Annotated in this window: 13 protein-coding genes and 1 tRNA gene; 8 read left to right on the forward strand and 6 right to left on the reverse strand. The window is 52.5% G+C overall.

Annotation, left to right across the window (positions count from 1 at the left end):
- The first annotated feature begins 75 nt into the window (after positions 1-75).
- The 4 genes from ACFOWX_RS08585 to ACFOWX_RS08600 are packed head-to-tail and all read left to right on the forward strand — an operon-like array spanning position 76 to position 5,641.
- On the forward strand, positions 76-1,896 hold the full coding sequence (locus ACFOWX_RS08585; protein WP_381423185.1) for a DUF3604 domain-containing protein: 1,821 nt from the start codon (positions 76-78) through the stop codon (positions 1,894-1,896).
- Between the two features lies 1 nt (position 1,897).
- Complete coding sequence (locus ACFOWX_RS08590) at positions 1,898-3,811, forward strand: DUF3604 domain-containing protein (protein ID WP_381423187.1); 1,914 nt, start codon at positions 1,898-1,900, stop codon at positions 3,809-3,811.
- Between the two features lie 4 nt (positions 3,812-3,815).
- Positions 3,816-4,661, forward strand: coding sequence for a peptidyl-prolyl cis-trans isomerase (locus ACFOWX_RS08595; protein WP_381423189.1), 846 nt, complete (start codon positions 3,816-3,818; stop codon positions 4,659-4,661).
- Entirely contained in the window at positions 4,661-5,641 is a 981-nt protein-coding gene (locus tag ACFOWX_RS08600; RefSeq protein WP_381423191.1) for a HupE/UreJ family protein, read from the forward strand. The genes ACFOWX_RS08595 and ACFOWX_RS08600 overlap by 1 nt, the downstream gene beginning before the upstream one ends.
- Here ACFOWX_RS08600 and glpK read toward each other — a convergent pair.
- Together glpK and ACFOWX_RS08610 are read right to left on the reverse strand one after the other, a co-directional pair.
- A complete protein-coding gene (glpK, locus tag ACFOWX_RS08605; RefSeq protein WP_381423193.1) occupies positions 5,636-7,123 on the reverse strand; it encodes a glycerol kinase GlpK in 1,488 nt (495 codons plus the stop codon). The genes ACFOWX_RS08600 and glpK overlap by 6 nt on opposite strands.
- Positions 7,120-8,646 (reverse strand): SLC5 family protein, encoded by a 1,527-nt coding sequence (locus tag ACFOWX_RS08610; protein WP_381423195.1) that lies wholly within the window; start codon positions 8,644-8,646, stop codon positions 7,120-7,122. The genes glpK and ACFOWX_RS08610 overlap by 4 nt, the downstream gene beginning before the upstream one ends.
- A gap of 160 nt (positions 8,647-8,806) precedes the next feature.
- On the opposite strand from ACFOWX_RS08610, the gene ACFOWX_RS08615 reads away from it, so the two are divergent.
- The 4 genes from ACFOWX_RS08615 to ACFOWX_RS08630 all read left to right on the forward strand — a co-directional run bounded on the left by ACFOWX_RS08615 (position 8,807) and on the right by ACFOWX_RS08630 (position 13,471).
- Complete coding sequence (locus ACFOWX_RS08615; RefSeq protein WP_381423197.1) at positions 8,807-10,963, forward strand: alpha-galactosidase; 2,157 nt, start codon at positions 8,807-8,809, stop codon at positions 10,961-10,963.
- Positions 10,960-11,739, forward strand: a complete 780-nt coding sequence (locus tag ACFOWX_RS08620; RefSeq protein ID WP_381423198.1) for a DeoR family transcriptional regulator — start codon at positions 10,960-10,962, stop codon at positions 11,737-11,739. The genes ACFOWX_RS08615 and ACFOWX_RS08620 overlap by 4 nt, the downstream gene beginning before the upstream one ends.
- 84 nt (positions 11,740-11,823) lie before the next feature.
- Complete coding sequence (glpD, locus tag ACFOWX_RS08625; RefSeq protein ID WP_381423200.1) at positions 11,824-13,341, forward strand: glycerol-3-phosphate dehydrogenase; 1,518 nt, start codon at positions 11,824-11,826, stop codon at positions 13,339-13,341.
- A 53-nt stretch (positions 13,342-13,394) separates the two neighbouring features.
- A tRNA-Arg gene (locus ACFOWX_RS08630) sits at positions 13,395-13,471 on the forward strand.
- Between the two features lie 174 nt (positions 13,472-13,645).
- Here the strand turns inward: ACFOWX_RS08630 and ACFOWX_RS08635 are convergent.
- From ACFOWX_RS08635 to ACFOWX_RS08650, 4 genes are all read right to left on the reverse strand, one after another.
- The gene (locus tag ACFOWX_RS08635) at positions 13,646-14,884 is read right to left on the reverse strand and encodes a hypothetical protein (RefSeq protein ID WP_381423202.1); all 1,239 of its coding nucleotides are present in this window, start codon (positions 14,882-14,884) and stop codon (positions 13,646-13,648) included.
- A 76-nt stretch (positions 14,885-14,960) separates the two neighbouring features.
- The gene (locus ACFOWX_RS08640; RefSeq protein ID WP_381423204.1) at positions 14,961-15,143 is read right to left on the reverse strand and encodes a hypothetical protein; all 183 of its coding nucleotides are present in this window, start codon (positions 15,141-15,143) and stop codon (positions 14,961-14,963) included.
- Positions 15,144-15,163: 20 nt separating this feature from the next.
- Complete coding sequence (locus tag ACFOWX_RS08645; protein WP_381423206.1) at positions 15,164-16,426, reverse strand: glycosyltransferase; 1,263 nt, start codon at positions 16,424-16,426, stop codon at positions 15,164-15,166.
- The gene (locus ACFOWX_RS08650) at positions 16,423-17,358 is read right to left on the reverse strand and encodes a glycosyltransferase (RefSeq protein WP_381424983.1); all 936 of its coding nucleotides are present in this window, start codon (positions 17,356-17,358) and stop codon (positions 16,423-16,425) included. The genes ACFOWX_RS08645 and ACFOWX_RS08650 overlap by 4 nt, the downstream gene beginning before the upstream one ends.
- Between the last annotated feature and the right edge of the window lies 1 nt (position 17,359).

The raw sequence follows: 17,359 nt of genomic DNA on the forward strand, positions 1-17,359 counted from the left end.
TTTTCCCAACATTGCTCTGGTTCAGGGTTGCATAAGACAACCTATCTGTGCAGACTGTCTTGGGGAGAAGGAGACATGAGGGATTATTTAAAACGAACACTATTGGGTTGCACCGCCATCTGGGCGGTCCTGCCGCAGGTGGCCGAAGCAGATGAAGCCGACAGACGGCAAGCTTTATTCGGCGACCTGCATGTGCATACTCAATATAGTTTTGACGCCTATATCTTTGGGGTCCGGCGCACGCCAGACGATGCCTATCGCTATGCGCTGGGCGAAAAGCTGCGCCATGCGGGCGGTTATGATATCCAGCTGAAAGGCGGCCCGCTTGATTTTTATGCGGTAACCGATCACGCCGAATATATCGGTATATTACCGGCAATGAATGACCCGGCGAGCCCGATGTCAAAACTTCCCTATGCAGCGGATATGTTTTCCAATTCGGCGGATAAAATCCTGGCCGCCTTCAGCCGCGTCACGCGCAGCATGTGGAGCAGCGAACCGGCAGCTGAGTTGAATAATGAAGGCATAATGAAATCGAGCTGGCAAGAGATACAGGCCGCTGCCGACCGATATTATCGGCCAGGACAATTCACTACATTTATCGGTTTTGAATATACATCCGCGCCCAATAACGCCAATCTTCACCGGGTGGTTCTGTTCCGGGGAAAGCGGGTGCCTGACCTGCCGTTTTCCACCTTTAACTCGCCTAATCCAGAAAAGCTGTGGGCATGGCTCGATGATAATCGCGGCAATGGGATTGAGGGGCTTGCTATCCCGCATAACAGCAATGTGTCCGATGGCCGGATGTTTGAAACCACCAATTATGCGGGCGATCCGATCACGGCGGAATATGCGATGACACGGATGCGCAATGAACCGATTGTCGAAATGAGCCAAGTGAAAGGCACGTCCGATACGCATCCGGCATTATCGCCAAATGATGAATGGGCCAATTTCGAGCTTTATGAAACGCTTTTAGGCACGGCCATAACCGGCAAAACTAGCGGAAGCTATGTCCGTCAAGCATTGCAACGCGGGCTTGAAATCGAACAGAAAACTGGCGTTAACCCTTATAAATTCGGCCTGATCGGATCGTCGGACACGCATAATGCCGGGGGCCCGGTTGAAGAAGACGAATATTTCGGCAAGACTGGACTGATCGATGGCTCGCCTGAAACGCGGCGCGTTTATGAATCGGCAAATGATGCCACGTTAAAAGGACCAGCCGCCACGCCTTTTTATGAATGGAGCGCCGCCGGACTTACTGGCGTTTGGGCCGAACGCAACAACCGGGAAGATATTTATGCCGCTTTCCGCCGGAAAGAGACATTTGCAACATCCGGGCCGCGCATCAAAGTCCGGCTATTTGCAGGCTATGGCTATCCAAATGACATTTTTGGTCGGCCCGATTTTGCGGCGCTCGCGTATAAAAATGGTGTACCGATGGGCGGCGATCTGAAATTATCAGATAAAGGCGCGCCAACCTTTCTGGCGCAAGCGATAAAAGATCCCAACAGCGCCGGGGTTGAACGATTGCAGATTATCCGCGGATGGGTTGAAAATGGTGTGTTAAAAGAACGCGTTTTTGACATTGCCTGCGCAGCCGGTGCGCCAGGACCAAAAAACAACCGCTGTCAAACCACCAAAGCATCCATCGACGCCAGCAACTGCCTGATCGACAAATCGGACGGCGCAGCAGAGTTAAAGGTTAATTGGCGCGATCCGGATTTTAGCTCGAAACGCCGCGCTTTTTATTATGTAAGGGTTATCGAACGCCCGACTTGCCGCTGGTCCACTTGGGAAGCAAACCGGCTCGGCAAACGGCCACGCCCCGGCCTTCCGCTGACGATACAGGAACGGGCCTGGAGCTCGCCAATTTGGATTGGAGCATCATAGCATGACACAAACGCATAAATATCTGGCGATCAGCATATTGGCGCTAGCAGCGGCAGGCTGTAGCAAAAATAGCGGCGATGATGGGCGCGGCAGCAGTGCTAGCCAGAAAAATGAGGTGGCCGCTTCAGCCTATCCGAAGCAGGTTTATTGGGGCGACACACATCTGCATACCTCAAATTCGGTCGATGCCTTCGGCTTTGGCGTGCGGCTTGGCCCCGAAGCGGCGCTGCGTTTTGCAAAGGGAGAGGAGGTCAAATCAACGACCGGCACCGTTGCCAAGCTTGACAGGCCGCTCGATTTTCTTGTCATTGCAGACCATAGCGACGGGCTGGGCGTGACGCGCCGCATTTATGAAGCTCCGCGGCTGTTAATCCGCGATCCCGATCTGCGCCGTTGGCATGATATGATGCATGAAGGACCGGAAGGATCGCAAGCTGTTACCGCTGAGCTGATCGACCGAGCGGCCAAAGGAACATTACCCGAAGCCATGCGTGACGCCGAAAATCAGGCGGAAAACAGCCGCAAGATATGGACCGATCATAGCGCCATCGTCGAACGCTATAATCAGCCGGGCAAATTTACCGCTTTCATGGGTTTTGAATATACGTTGATGCCCGGCGGCAATAACTTGCACCGCGTCGTCATGTTCCGTGATGGCAAAGACCGCGCCGATCAGGTCATCCCCTTTGCGACATTGAACACCCCGGATGCCAAAGTGGAGCAGCTATGGGATTATATGGACGCCTATGAGAAGAAAACGGGCGGAAAAATGCTGGCCATCCCGCATAATAGCAACCTGTCCAATGGCTTGATGTTTGAACTGACAGGCCCAGATGGCGGGCCAATGACGGCCGAATATGCCCGCAAACGCGCGAAGCATGAACCGATTGTGGAGGTTACGCAGATAAAGGGCGATAGCGAGAGCCACCCGTTCCTGTCGCGGAATGACGAATTTGCCAGCTTTGGCGATGCGGGATGGGATTTGGGCAATTTAACCATGGCAATCGACAAAAAAGACGGGGATCAAGCCGGGGAATATGTCCGTGAGGCCTTGAAAAGAGGGCTCACAATCGAAGCCAAAACCGGGGTCAATCCCTATAAGCTGGGTATGATCGGATCGACCGACAGTCACACGTCGCTTGCCACGGCAGACGAAAATAATTTCTTTGGCAAACATAGCGGTAACGAACCCAATGGCAAACGCGCGATGGAACCGCAAAATCTGGGCACGCGTGAGGGGCGCTTTGGCTGGCAATATCTCGCGGGCGGATATGCCGCCGTTTGGGCGACTGCCAATACCCGCGAAGCGATATTTGACGCGATGATGCGGAGAGAGGTGTATGCCACAACCGGACCGCGTATGCAGGTCCGATTATTTGGCGGCTGGGATTTTGCCGAGGCTGACCTGAACGGTGATTTTGTAAAGGCCGGTTATGAGCGCGGAGTGCCGATGGGCGGCAACCTAAATGAAACCGCGAAAGGCGCACCGACCTTCATCGTGTCTGCTTTGAAAGACCCGATAGGAGCCAATTTGGACCGGGTGCAAATTGTGAAGGGTTGGACCGACCGAAATGGCCGCACGCAGGAGAAAGTCTTTGACGTCGTATGGAGCGATATGAACGCGCGTAAAAAAGGCCGCGATGGAAAAGTGCCTGCGGTCGGAGATACGGTGGATATTGCCAAGGCGACATACAGCAACAGCATCGGCGCGCCGGAGCTCAAAACCATTTGGCGCGACCCGGAATTCAACCCTGATTTGAAAGCTTTTTATTATGTCCGCGTGTTGGAAATACCGACGCCGCGCTGGGTCTTGTTCGATGCGCTGCGCTACGGTGCGAAGCTCGGCGAAAATGTAGAATTGAAAGCGCAGGAAAGAGCCTATACATCGCCCATTTGGTATAACCCCAAGGCATGAATTTATGACAATGAAAGACCGGATCAAGGGCGCCCTGCGCGAGCCTTTGATACATTTCCTGATCGCTGGGCTTGTGATATTCCTGCTCTTTGCCTGGCGCGGTTATGGCGTTGATCCCGCCAGCCGGACCATCATTATCGACGAAGCACAGGTGAGCCGGCTTGGCAAAAGTTTTGAACAAACATTCCAGCGCGAGCCATCGCCGAAGGAAGTCGATGGATTGATCCGAGAATATATCAAAGAAGAAATATATTATCGCGAAGCCCTGCGCCTTGGCCTCGATAGCGAGGACCCGGTCATCCGCCGCCGCCTGCGCAGCAAGATGGAGTTTCTAGCGCAGGCTAAGCTAGACAGCGTCCGGCCTACCGACGCCGCCTTGCAAAAGATGATCGATGCCAATCCGCAAAAATATGCGGCCGATGCGCGTTACAGTTTTGATCAGATTTATCTGAATGCCTTTGACCCCGAAATCGCTGGATCGAAAGCAGAAGCGCTGCTTAGCAAGCTGAAATCGGGTGCTGACTGGCAAAGTCTCGGCGACAATCTGTCGGTTCCCAAAAGCATGGACGATATACCGCGAAGCGAGATCGAGCGGCAATTTGGGGAGGAGTTTACCAAAGGCCTATCGAGCTTAGCTGATGCTCCAAAGAATAGCTGGGTCGGACCCATTGGCTCTGGCTTTGGCATCCACCTGCTCCGCATCCGCAGCGCAGCCGCTGCATCCAAGCCGAAGCTGGCCGATGTCCGTCAAGCGGTCGAAAATGACTGGCGCGCCGAAACGATGGAGAAACGAGAGGAGGAAGCCTATAACGTTCTTCTATCCGCTTATGATATTGAGATTAAAAAATAATGTTCCGCTGGATCGCCGCCTTTTTGATGGTGTTGTGGACGACTGCTTCACCTGTCCATGCCGACGAGCTGCGCCCTGGCTATTTGGAATTTACGCAAAAGGATGAAAGCAATTGGTCACTCATCTGGAAAGCCCCGATCAAAGGCGGGTTAACGCCGCAAACGCAGCCAATATTGCCTGCAGGATGCACCGACAGATATAAACCCCGGCGCAACCTGTCCGCTGGCGCGGTCTTATCGGTACATGCCATTAGCTGCGCCGATAGCGTGGCTGGCAAAACCATCGGCCTGTCCAATATGGATATTGCGCAGACCGATATATTGGTTCGCGTGGCCCCGTTGAATAAACCGGTTCAGACAATGCGCCTCACTGCGTCACAGCCAACCGCGCAAATTGCCGCAAAGGCAAGCAGCGTAAATGTCGCCAAAACCTATTTTGTGATTGGTGTTGAACATATTCTTTTTGGCTTTGACCATTTGCTATTTGTGATCGCGTTGCTGCTGCTCATCGGCGGCGGGTGGCGCGTAGTAAAGGCGGTGACGGCTTTCACGCTCGCCCATTCGATCACGCTGGTCGGCAGCATATTGGGATATATGGGCCTGCCGCAACGCCCCGTTGAAGCCATTATCGCGCTTTCCATTTTGTTCCTGGCCGTCGAAATCATCAAACGCGACCCCGAAAAACCGCGCCTGTCGGAACGGCTGCCCTGGATTGTGGCCTTTGTTTTCGGCCTGCTCCACGGCTTTGGCTTTGCAGGTGCGTTGAGTGAAATTGGCTTGCCAGAGGGCGACGTGCCGATGGCGCTATTGACCTTTAATCTGGGCGTTGAGGCGGGGCAGTTGTTGATCGTTGCTGCCTGCCTTGGGATATTATGGCTGCTGCGCCGATATGCGATAGCATTCATGCGGCCAGCGATTACTGTGGCCACTTATGCAATCGGTATTACCGCAAGTTTCTGGCTGTTTGACAGGCTGTTATGAACGCGCATGGCCAACAACCTTGCCCACCGCATTGGCCCAACCGCTTAGCCGGTTCTTGCGTATATTCGCATCCATATTCGGTTCAAACCGCTCAACCTGACCGCGCATCACGGCGGCTTCGGACAAATTACCATATATTCCGGCACCAACCGCCGCCAACATGGCTGCACCTAGCGCGGTTGTTTCAATAAAGGCCGGACGTTCGACGGGGATATTCAGGATATCGGCCAGATCCTGAGCCATCCAGTCATTGGCAACCATACCGCCGTCAATGCGCAATTCGGCCCAGTCACTTTTATCGGCGGCGTAAGCGCTTTTCAAATCATGGGCCTGATACGCCATGGCCTCCAACGCGGCGCGGGCGAGATGCGCTTTTTTTGCAGAAAAGCTCAGCCCGCTTATCAAGCCGCGCGCATCGGGCCGCCAATGGGGTGCGCCCAATCCTGACAGTGCCGGGACCAGATACACGCCGCCATTGTCGGCAACGCTGCGGGCCAATTCCTCTGTTTCGTCGGCCCGCGCAATCAAACCCAGATCATCGCGCAGCCATTGCACCAGCGATCCTGCCACAAATACTGATCCCTCCAGCGCGTAATGCCGCTGCCCATCCAATTGCCATGCAATGGTGGAAAGCAGCTTATGCCCCGAACGCGGCATGATCATGCCTGTTTGGGTGAGGATAAATGCGCCGGTGCCGAATGTGGCTTTCGTCTGTCCGGGCAGCAAACAGGCCTGACCAATCGTTGCGGCTTGTTGATCCCCCGCCATACCCATAATCGGTATGGGAGCGCCGAACAGTTCGGCCTTGGTGTTGCCAAACTCGCCTGCGCAATCGGTAACCTGCGGCAATATCTGGCGCGGAACACCGAATAGAGATAGCAGGTCGTCATCCCATTGCCCGCTATCTGGCCCAATCGCCATCAATGCAGTGCGAGACGCATTGGTCGCATCGCTAATATGCAGGCCGCCGGTCAGCCGGTAAATGAGATAGCTCTCCACCGTCCCCACCGCCAAATGCTCACCAAGCGCAGACAATTGTGGCCAGTTTTTTAGCGCCCAGCCAATTTTGCTGCCCGAAAAATAGGGATCGAGCAGCAACCCGGTCTTTGCCTGCACCACCGATTCCTGACCCGCACGTTTCAGCGCGGCGCAGTCGTCGGCCGTGCGCCGGTCCTGCCAGACAATCGCCGGGGCCACTGGTTCCCCTGTGCGCCGGTCCCAGAATACGACCGTCTCACGTTGATTGGTGATGCCGATGGCGACGATTTGGCCTGCGCCGTCCGCCTGATCCACCATTTGCCGCGCGCAGGATAGGCTATGTTCCCAAATTTCGGCGGCATCATGTTCGACGAGCCCGGGTGCCGGATAATGCTGCGTCAGGGGTTTTTGCGCGCTCGCGATCAGCGTGCCATTGACGGCAAACAGCATGGCGCGCGTTGATGTCGTGCCTTCATCAATGACCAGTATATGCCCGCCGCTCATGCCTCACTTTCCCTGATTTTACGGCCCTCAGTGGTAAAGATAAACACCGCCTGATTGCCGAAGACAAGCCGGTTTGTGGACAGCGCCACTGCGATAGAGGAGAACAGAACCACCACCATGACATCAATATAATGCAACCAATCAAGACCGATATAGCGATAATAGGTCTCCCCTCCCCAGATCGGATTGGGCACATAGAGGAAGAAGCTGTGAAAGGCATACATCGCTACGCCGAATAGTAATCCGGCAACCGCCGCCCGCGCGTCCATATTGCGGAATAGCAAAGCCGCTGCAAAGGCCGAGAGGATTGGCATCGACAGAAGGCCGTTTAACTGCTGCAACAAATCAATGATGCTTTTCGCCCCAGCATAAATCGGCACCAGCATGATCGATAATATCATCGCCAAAATACCGACAGTCCGGTTCAGCCGCGCTAGATCCACGTTGGGATTGATAAATTTCTTGTGAAAATCAACCGACCATAACGTGATCGTGGCATTCATCACGGCGGAATAGGTGGTCAGCACCGCCGCGGCTATCATCGCTGCGAAGAGCCCGCTGGTCCATTCGGGAAGCACCTGAGCCACTAACATTCCATAGGCTTTGTCCCCTACCCCGCCGAATAGCTTATAGGCGACCACCCCCGGAATAACGACAATCGGGGGGACGATCAAAACGCGGATCAACGCCGCGGCAATAACACCCTTTTGTGCCTCTTTTACTGTGGGGGCTGCCAATGCTTTTTGCGTTATATTCTGATTGGTGGACCAATAGAAAATCTGAATGAAGATCATACCGGTAAACAGCGTATGGAACGGGATCTGGCTGTCGTTGCCGCCCACCATACTGATCCGTTCAGCGGGAACGCCGGACAGGTCAAACCCAACCGCTTTTAGCGCAAGAAACACAACCACAAGGGCCAGCGCCAAAATGCCAACACCGCTATAAGTGTCGAGCACAGCAACCGCCCGCAGCCCGCCCAATATCGCATAAGCCGCACCGACAATGGCAAAAATCGCAGCAATCGCCATAACTGACACATCAACCCCAAACAGCGACTGCATAAACAGCGAACCAGAATAAATCACGGCGGGAAGGTAAATGAATATATTTCCGAGCAGAAAAAACGCGGAAATAACATTACGGATGCTGCCGCCTTTGTACCGTTTTTCCAGCAATTCGGTGACAGTGGTGCAGTTGTTCCGATAATAAATTGGAACAAAAATATAAGCCAGCATGAGCAGCCCGATAAATCCGGCAATCTCCCACCAAGCCACCAGCAACATCTGCGCACCGTTCATCCCGACCAATTGATCGGTCGACAGGTTGGTCAGCGTGATCGCACCAGCAACAAAAAACCAGGTTAATCCGCCGCCGGCCAAAAAGATTTCTTTTTCGGTCCCCGAACCCTGCCCGGCACGCAGCCGGTCTTGACGCACTTTCCAACCAACAAGCAGCGCAACCGCGACCATGATGGCAAAAAATACCGTAACCTGCACGCCCGATACGCTGTTTTGAAACATAAATATTCCTCCGTCCCGAAAGCCCGCAATCCCCGCATTTTTAATGGTGGTGTCGCAAGCAGAGTCGAAGCTACTTTCCTTTTCCGAAAACACAAGTATCGAATTCGAACATCGCGGCTGATACATTGGCTGTGGGCAGGATTCGCGCTGGGAGAGCTTCATGGAACATATCCGGTTTGACGCAGGGGAAATGACCCTGATCATCGCCTGCGTAGCCGGGCAGCCGCCACATTTTGTCTATTGGGGAAAAAGATTATCCGGCGCTGTCACCGCTGATGATGTCGCATCAATAGGACAACGCCAAGCAGCCCATGGATGCGAAGCTGTTCCTATTGCACCCTCCATCGCGATGGAGCCGGGGCTTGGCCTACTGGGCCTTCACGGATTTGCCGCGCATCGGGGCGGGCGCGATTGGGGCAGCCTGTTTGGCGTCGTGAACGTCAAAAAGAATGGCGGATCGGCGGTGATCGAAACCAACGACCCGCGCACCAAGCTGACCCTGACCTATACGATCAACTGCGACCCGAAAACTGGCCTGATTGAATTGACCAGCCAGCTGACCAATAACGGTGACGCGCCGCTGACCATTGACCATATGGCCACCGCCTGCTTGCCGATACCCAGCCATATGACCGACATTATTGGTTTTTCCGGACGCTGGGCAAATGAATTTCAGCGCGAGCGGCTCAAACGTTTTTCCGGATGTTATTTGCGCGAAAACCGGCGCGGGAAAACATCGCATGATAGCTTTCCGGCCGTTATGTTATGCGCTGACACCACCCGCGAACAAGCGGGCGAAGCCTATGGCCTGCACCTTGCGTGGAGCGGTAATCACCGCCTGCGCGTCGATAGCCTGAATGATGGGCAGCTATTCGCATCGGCAGGCGCGCTATTCTTTCCCGGTGAAATGCAGCTCGCACCTGGCGAAAGCTATCACAGCCCGGCCATCATCGCCGCCTATAGCAGCAGCGGTCTGTCCGCGCTTAGCCGCCAATTCCACGATCATGTCCGCCAAAATCTGCTCCGTCCAGAGACGCGAGCGCGCCCTCGCCCGGTGCATTATAACAGTTGGGAAGCGGTGTATTTCTTCCACAATATCGACCAGTTAAAGGCGATAGCGGATAAGGCCGCGAATTTGGGCGTCGAGCGTTTTGTTCTGGACGATGGCTGGTTCGGATCGCGCCGCAACGATACGGCTGGGCTGGGCGATTGGACGGTATCGGATGCGGTATATCCCGGCGGGCTAAAACCCCTTATCGACCATGTCACTGCGTTAGGCATGGAGATGGGATTGTGGTTTGAACCGGAAATGGTCAACCCAGACAGCGATCTGTTCAGGGCCCATCCCGATTGGGTGTTGCAAATTGACGGCGTGGAGCAAGTCCCCTTTCGCAACCAATATGTGCTGGACATCTCCCGCCCAGAGGTTTCCGATTATCTGTTTGACTGTATCGACGCGATCCTGTCCGAATATAACATCGGCTATATCAAGTGGGATATGAACCGCGATCTCAATCATCCGGGCGGACGCAGCGGCCATGCCCGCGCTCATGCACAAGTAGAGGCGCTCTATAGGCTAATGGACCGCGTGCGCGCCGCACATCCCAAGGTTGAGATAGAAAGCTGCTGTTCGGGCGGCGGGCGGGCGGATATGGGAATATTGGCGCATAGTGACCGCATCTGGACGTCCGACAGTAACGACGCGCTCGACCGGCAAGATATTCAGCGCGGAGCCAGCTATTTCCTCCCTCTTTGTGTGCTGGGCAGCCATGTTGGTCCGCGTCATTGCCATATTACCGGACGCACGCTCTCCATCGAAATGCGCTGCGCCACTGCATTGATGGGCCATATGGGAACCGAGCTTAACCTGCTGACCGAAGCGGAAAGCGACCTTGCCATAATGAAACAGGCGATCACCCTCTATAAAACGCACCGGCAATTGCTACATGATGGCGACCTTTACCGGCTCGATACCGAAGCGCACATCAACGCGGTGGGCGTTGTCGCGGCGGATAAGGCCGAGGCGCTGTTTTCAATCGCGTATCTAACGGGGCATAAGGCCACCCTGCCCGGAAAGCTGCAATTTGACGGGTTGGATCCTGCGCAAAAATATCGCGTCCGGTTGATATGGCCGGTGGGTTGGCAAGCTGTGCGCCCGCCGGCAATCACGGACCATCTGGATTTAACCGGTGAAGGCAACGAAATTAGTGGTGAAGCATTGATGGGCGCCGGTATGCAATTGCCGCTATCGTTTCCCGAAACCGTGCTGTTATTCCATTTGGCTGCCGCCCACACCTGTACGGATCGTGCAGCATGAACCAGGCAAGAGACCTAAGCCAGCGTCAGGAGGCAATTTTGGCGTTGGTCGATAATCAAGGCTTTGTGGCGACCGAACAATTGGTTGAGCATTTCAAAGTCACCCCGCAAACGATCCGGCGTGACATCAACCTGTTATGTGACAAAAAACTGTTGGAACGCTTTCACGGCGGCGCTGGCAAACCGACCAGCATCAGCAACCAACCCTATGATCACCGCCTGCATAGTTTTAGCGAGGCGAAACACCGGATAGCGCAAGCCGTTGCCGCTCACATCCCCAATGGCAGCTCGTTATTCCTCAACATCGGTACTACCACGGAAATGGTTGCGCAGGCGCTGACAGGGCACCGCGACTTGCGGATCGTGACCAATAATCTTCACGTCGCGGCCATCCTGTCGAAGAATGACAGTTTTGACGTGATGATAGCGGGCGGCCAATTGCGCAAAATCGATGGCGGCATCACTGGTCCAGCAACCACGGACTTTATCAGCCAATTTCGCCTCGACTATGGCATCATTGGGGTCAGCGGCATTGACGAAGACGGGTCGCTGCTCGATTTTGATTATCAGGAAACCCGGAACGCGCAGGCGATTATCGCCCATTCTCGCGAAACCATTTTGGCATGCGATCATAGCAAATTCGGACGCCGCGCGATGACCCGTTTTGGCCATTTATCTGAGATTGACCGGCTATTCACGGATCAGCCACCGCCGCCCCATTATGCAAAGCTGCTGATCGAAAATGATGTGTCAGCACATGTCTCGGCGGCAATATAACCGGTCTAAGCGATGAATCATATTTTTCGTTTGCGAACATTATATGTTCGTATTAGATGATATGAGAAATGAGGTTACATCTCCATGTATGATATATTGGTCATTGGCGGCGGCATAAATGGCGTTGGTATCGCCCGCGATGCGGCAGGCCGCGGCCTGTCCGTTGCCTTATGCGAAAAAGATGATCTCGCCAGCCATACTTCTTCGGCCAGTTCAAAGCTGATTCACGGCGGGCTGCGTTATCTCGAAAATTATGAATTCCGGTTGGTCCGCGAATCGCTTGGCGAGCGAGAAATTTTGCTCCGCGCCGCGCCCCATATCATCTGGCCGATGCGGATTGTTTTGCCAGTGCTTAAAGGGATGCGGCCCAAATGGATGCTGCGTATTGGCCTGTTTCTTTACGATCATCTGGCCAAGAGAGCGGTTTTGCCGGGCACCAAAACGCTCAACCTGCGCAACAGCTTGCAAGGCGCGGCGTTGAAGGAAGAATTGAAAACCGGATTTGAATATTCCGATTGCTGGGCCGATGACGCGCGGCTGGTTGTGGCAAATGCCATCGACGCAGCGGAGCGTGGCGCCGATATATACACTCGCACCGAATGCACGGCACTGAACCGAGCCGCCGACCATTGGACTGCCACCTTGAAAGACAGCCATGGCGAGGAAAAACAGGTCAAAGCCAAAATGGTCATCAATGCCGCTGGGCCTTGGGTCGAGCGCATATTAGGCAAATTTGGGCGGCTCAACAACCATGCCGCCGTGCGGCTGGTGAAGGGCAGCCATATCGTCACAAAGCAGCTGTATGAAGGCAAGCATGGTTACATATTCCAGTCCGCCGATGGCCGGATCATCTTTGCCATGCCTTATGAAGATGACTATACGTTAATCGGCACCACCGATACCGAGTGGGACAAAGACCCCGGCCATGTCGAGATTTCCAGTGAGGAAATCGATTATCTATGCGCCGCCGCCAATGATTATTTCAAAACGCCCGTAACCCGCGATGACATAATCTGGAGCTATGCCGGTGTCCGCCCGCTTTATGATGACCAAGCTGCTTCGGCGAGTGTGGTCACCCGCGACTATGTTTTCGATCTGGAGGGCGGCGATGGACAGGCGGCACCGATATTGTCTGTCTTTGGCGGAAAGCTCACGACTTATCGGAAGCTTGCCGGTCATGCTATGGATAAACTGCGTCCATTTTTTCCGCAGATGAAAGGCGACTGGACACAGGATGCCGCGTTGCCCGGCGGCGATTTTCCCATTGATGGCGTGGAGGCCCTGCGTCAACGAGTAACGGCGCAATATCCTTGGATCCCCATCGCGCTGCGCAACCGGTTGGTGCAGGCTTACGGAACGCGCGCCGTGCTGCTGCTGGGCGATGCAAAGTCGGTGCGGGATTTGGGTAAAGAATATGGCGCTGGATTATATGACGCGGAAATCCGCTATTTAATCGCTCATGAATTTGCGACTTGCGCCGAAGATATATTATGGCGGCGATCAAAACTCGGCCTGAAAATGACCGAGGAAGAACGCGCTGATCTAACCGATTATCTTGGTAATGTCGATATAGACACATGGATAAAGCAAAAAAGCCGCTAGCATCCAGCACTCCCATTTGCTAACGGGCGTTCGTCCCGATGAAAATCGGCCACGCACCCATAGCTCAGCTGGATAGAGCGCTGCCCTCCGAAGGCAGAGGCCAGAGGTTCGAATCCTCTTGGGTGCGCCAATATTGGCCTAAATTTCTGGATCTATTTTAGAAGGCCAGACTGTGGGACGATTCAGGATTCCGTCAGATTTTCGGGCTGTAAGCCAATGACAACTCCATCCGTATGTCTGATTTTGGATGGTTTTTGAAGGAAAAGATACCTGACGGTCTCGAATATCTCACCGTCGTATAGCGCTAAGCACCGCGTGCAAAAATACGCATCCGGTGATCTGCATATAGCCAAAAGAAAGAATAAGCTAATATGTTGATCGACGCAAATAAGGCAGAAAAGTCAATCAGAGATACGTTTGATAACATCCCGTATAATAGCGCAATCCGCATGATATAAAATAATAGGAAAGGTGTTTCGAGCTTTGCAATGTCACCAATTGCCGAAACAGGACTGAATGCGGCCTGAGCCGTTATGGCGAGTGCAATTGAAATCGACAGCATCGGATAGGTGAGCATCGCCGGTACAAAATGCGCTAACATAAGCACACCGATTATCGTGATTGCAGCGATCGATAAGACAAAAAGAACCGCTATTGTGGAAGTCCGGCGCATAGCCATCTGAATTTTCTTGGCTTCTGCGGGGATCGCAGAGTTCAACCGGATATTATCCGCAAGGAATAACTGACCGAACATGGCGTTAGCAAGCGTCACAGGTGCAGTGAAAACCTTAATCAAAAATCCAAAGTCAGCGGCATATGATGCGCTTTGCGTTGCGACGCATAGGATGATTGGAATATTCACCGCGGTCGTATTTATCAAAAGCGTCAGAGAGAGAATTAAGCTCCGGCGGATTTGTCGCCATGAAAAAACAAATGCAGGCGGTGTAATATGCCGATTTTCTATCATCCACAGCGCGATCCATACCGCAAACGGAACGACAAGAGAGAGCGTAAACCCGAACACACCCCACATGAATGAAGCTTCAAATACCAAGGCAAGCCCGGTAATTGCGAGCATGGCAGCTTGAACCGCTCTTATAATAAGCAACCGTCCAAATTGCGCTTCTTGAATCATCACAAATTGGCAAATTGCCTGAAGTGAAAAACCGAATGCCAGTGCCGCTGTATAAAGCGGAACATCAATCGAAAAAATCCAATTTATTGCCGGCCGAATAGCGCACATTATACCGATGGTGCCAACCGCGATCAGGATTGGCCAAACCAAGGCTCTTACGTTACAAGAACGATCAGCCTGCGTAATCAAAACTTCGGAGCGCAAGCTTGCAATCGCACCAAATATGGAGGCAACGCCCAAAGACACCAAAAAGAGGGCAAACACAGAGTCCGTCATCTTTAATTTCAAAATGAGAATAAAAAACAGCATCGCAATTTGAAAAAAAACCGTAGACGCTCCCAAAGACAAACGTCCGGAAAACAACGACTTAAATAGATTATTATTGGTAATAAATTTCACAATTTTCAAATATTTTTTCAGAACACATCATGGGCTCTTCATTTTTTTAGAAATAACAGCGCTGCGATACCGGTTCAATCTATAGTCATGTGATCAAACCGTTGCCAATCCCAATTTCAACGATATTCCGGGGCTTAAGATTATAGATGTCATTAATTTGATGTCCAAAGGTGGCCATCATTAAAACCGAAAAATAATGATCGCTAAAATACCCGTCTTTTCCTAGCGAGGTTTCACGCTCTGCCCCGCGTAATTTGTTATCGTCCATTTTGAAAATCCACCAGTTATTTAGGCCAAAACCTTGTTATATATGCTTACCAGACGCTCTGCGTTACGCTTAACGTTAAACTTCTCGTTGGCAAGGCCGGTCAGCCGTGCCGTTTCAGATTTCATAGTCAGCAATCGTGCAATATCTGCTAATTTCAATTGATCTTCCGCGTCATACGCTATGCCGACATCATGCGTTGTGACAAAATCCGCTGCGCCACCACAAACACCGCTAACCAAAACCGGAATCCCAGCATATAAATATTCCGCAGTTTTTGTGGCAAAAACGCCCTTTGCCATTTCAAATTCCAACGGTGTCTGCGGGGTTAGATATGCCAACAAGCCTGCGTCGCAATTCTGCATAATACGGACACAATCCGACGATGTTTCGGCGCTGGTAAATTCAATCCGATCCATCAATTTTTCATACCCCTTTGCGATAAGATCGGCCTTTAGCATCGCATGAGAGCTTTTCGTTATAACCAACAACCTTGCATCCGCTCTGAGCTTTGCAATTTGGTTAAAAATCCGCCAGATATTGTTCGGATGATGCCAGGTCTTGTAGTCTAAATAACCACAATAGCAAAATAGAGGACCGCGATCCTCAACCGATTGCACCTCATTAACGCTCGGCACAGCTTTTGGTGGATCAACATTTAGATGTATCAAATGCACCTTATCGGGATGTGCGCCCATGCCAATAAACCGTTGCCGCATCGGCTCCGATACCACCGTAACAGCATCGCTTTGCTGCAACATCTGGGCTTCTGTTTGTCGCCAAAATAGATGGTCAGCCGATCCTTCGGTCCAGCGCCCACGTTGTATTGCCTCATCGGCCATATAGCTTCTTGAATCGAAGACGATTTTATAATCTAAACCGGACGCCATTCGCCATTCATGCGCCATGTATGTTGCGAGATAAGAGCGGCAATGCAAAATATCTGGCCTCGCATTTCGTAACAACGAGACCATCGTCCCCATCTGGCCAAATTTGAACAGCGGCAGTTGCGCTTTGGTCGGATAAATACCCACGGGCGGGACAAGCAAAAATCGGCGGACAAAATGCTCTTTACCTAAAAGATCGCTGATGGCTTTTACTTGTTTACGGTATCGCCATTTCTCGCGCACCAAACCGCTATGTATCAAAGGCATGCCGGCAATCAGACTGGCGCTGTCAACCTCCGGATTTTCCCCCACAGCTTTTGCAATATTGACGAGTTGACCGCCATAGACGCTGGAAAGACGTGGCACTTCGCCCCAACTTACAAAAAGAACTTTCATCATCTATACCCAGTTTTAGAGCGCAGATATTCGTAAGCGAGAACAAATCCAACAAACAATGCCTCTGACTTGCGTCGACGTAATTGGGTCATCTGCAGCAAAGTTCTGACCAAATCCGCAAATTTGCGTTTTTCCAAGAATGTGGCTGCAACATTGCTATGCCCTATGAGCAACGCATTGTTCAACGCCTGCTCAAAATACCAGCCATCAGAAACCATTTTCCACCGATTGGCCAGCGCACCCGCGCTCCGAGATGCCCCCAAAACGTTGCTATCATGTTGGCGATAATCCAGACCAGAAAAATTGTCTATGAACCAGGTCCTACCCGTGCCACGGACCCACCCATAGGCGATCCAATCGTGCAAGGTGACTTTCTTCAACTTGTCGCTCGGACAATTCTTTAAAAACTTTTGGAATGCTAACGCAGTTTCCCGCGTGAATACAAATGTACAACCCGGGCCTGCAGATTCGAACATATAGTCATACTTCCGCAGCGGCTGTGCTTTTTCGATCAACTTTCGTTCACCATCCGGCCAGAACGCAGTAACGTTTGAAGAGTAAGCATCGGCAGAGCTATCATTAAGCCGGGATATCGCGCGTGCAAATTTACTCGCCATCCAGATATCGTCCTGATCGCTTAAGGCAACATAGTCAAAGTCGCCCAAATTTGCGGTTCGGAGCAAGTGAAGAAAATTCTGTCCAGCCCCACCCTGCCGATCTTCTGTGATATGAATTCGAGATGCATTGCGATGCCGCTGCAGGATGCTGAGCGTAGTATCACTAGACCCGTCGTCATTTGCGAATATCTGTACGTCACAATCAGATTGCGCAAAAATGCTATCCAACTGCTCGTTTAACCAACGGTCGCCATTATACGTCGCCATCAAAACGGCAATGGATGGTAATTCTGTGTTTTTCGGAAACTCTTGCGCCATG

This window comes from Sphingorhabdus arenilitoris (assembly GCF_042651485.1).
Lineage (GTDB): Bacteria > Pseudomonadota > Alphaproteobacteria > Sphingomonadales > Sphingomonadaceae > Sphingorhabdus_B > Sphingorhabdus_B arenilitoris.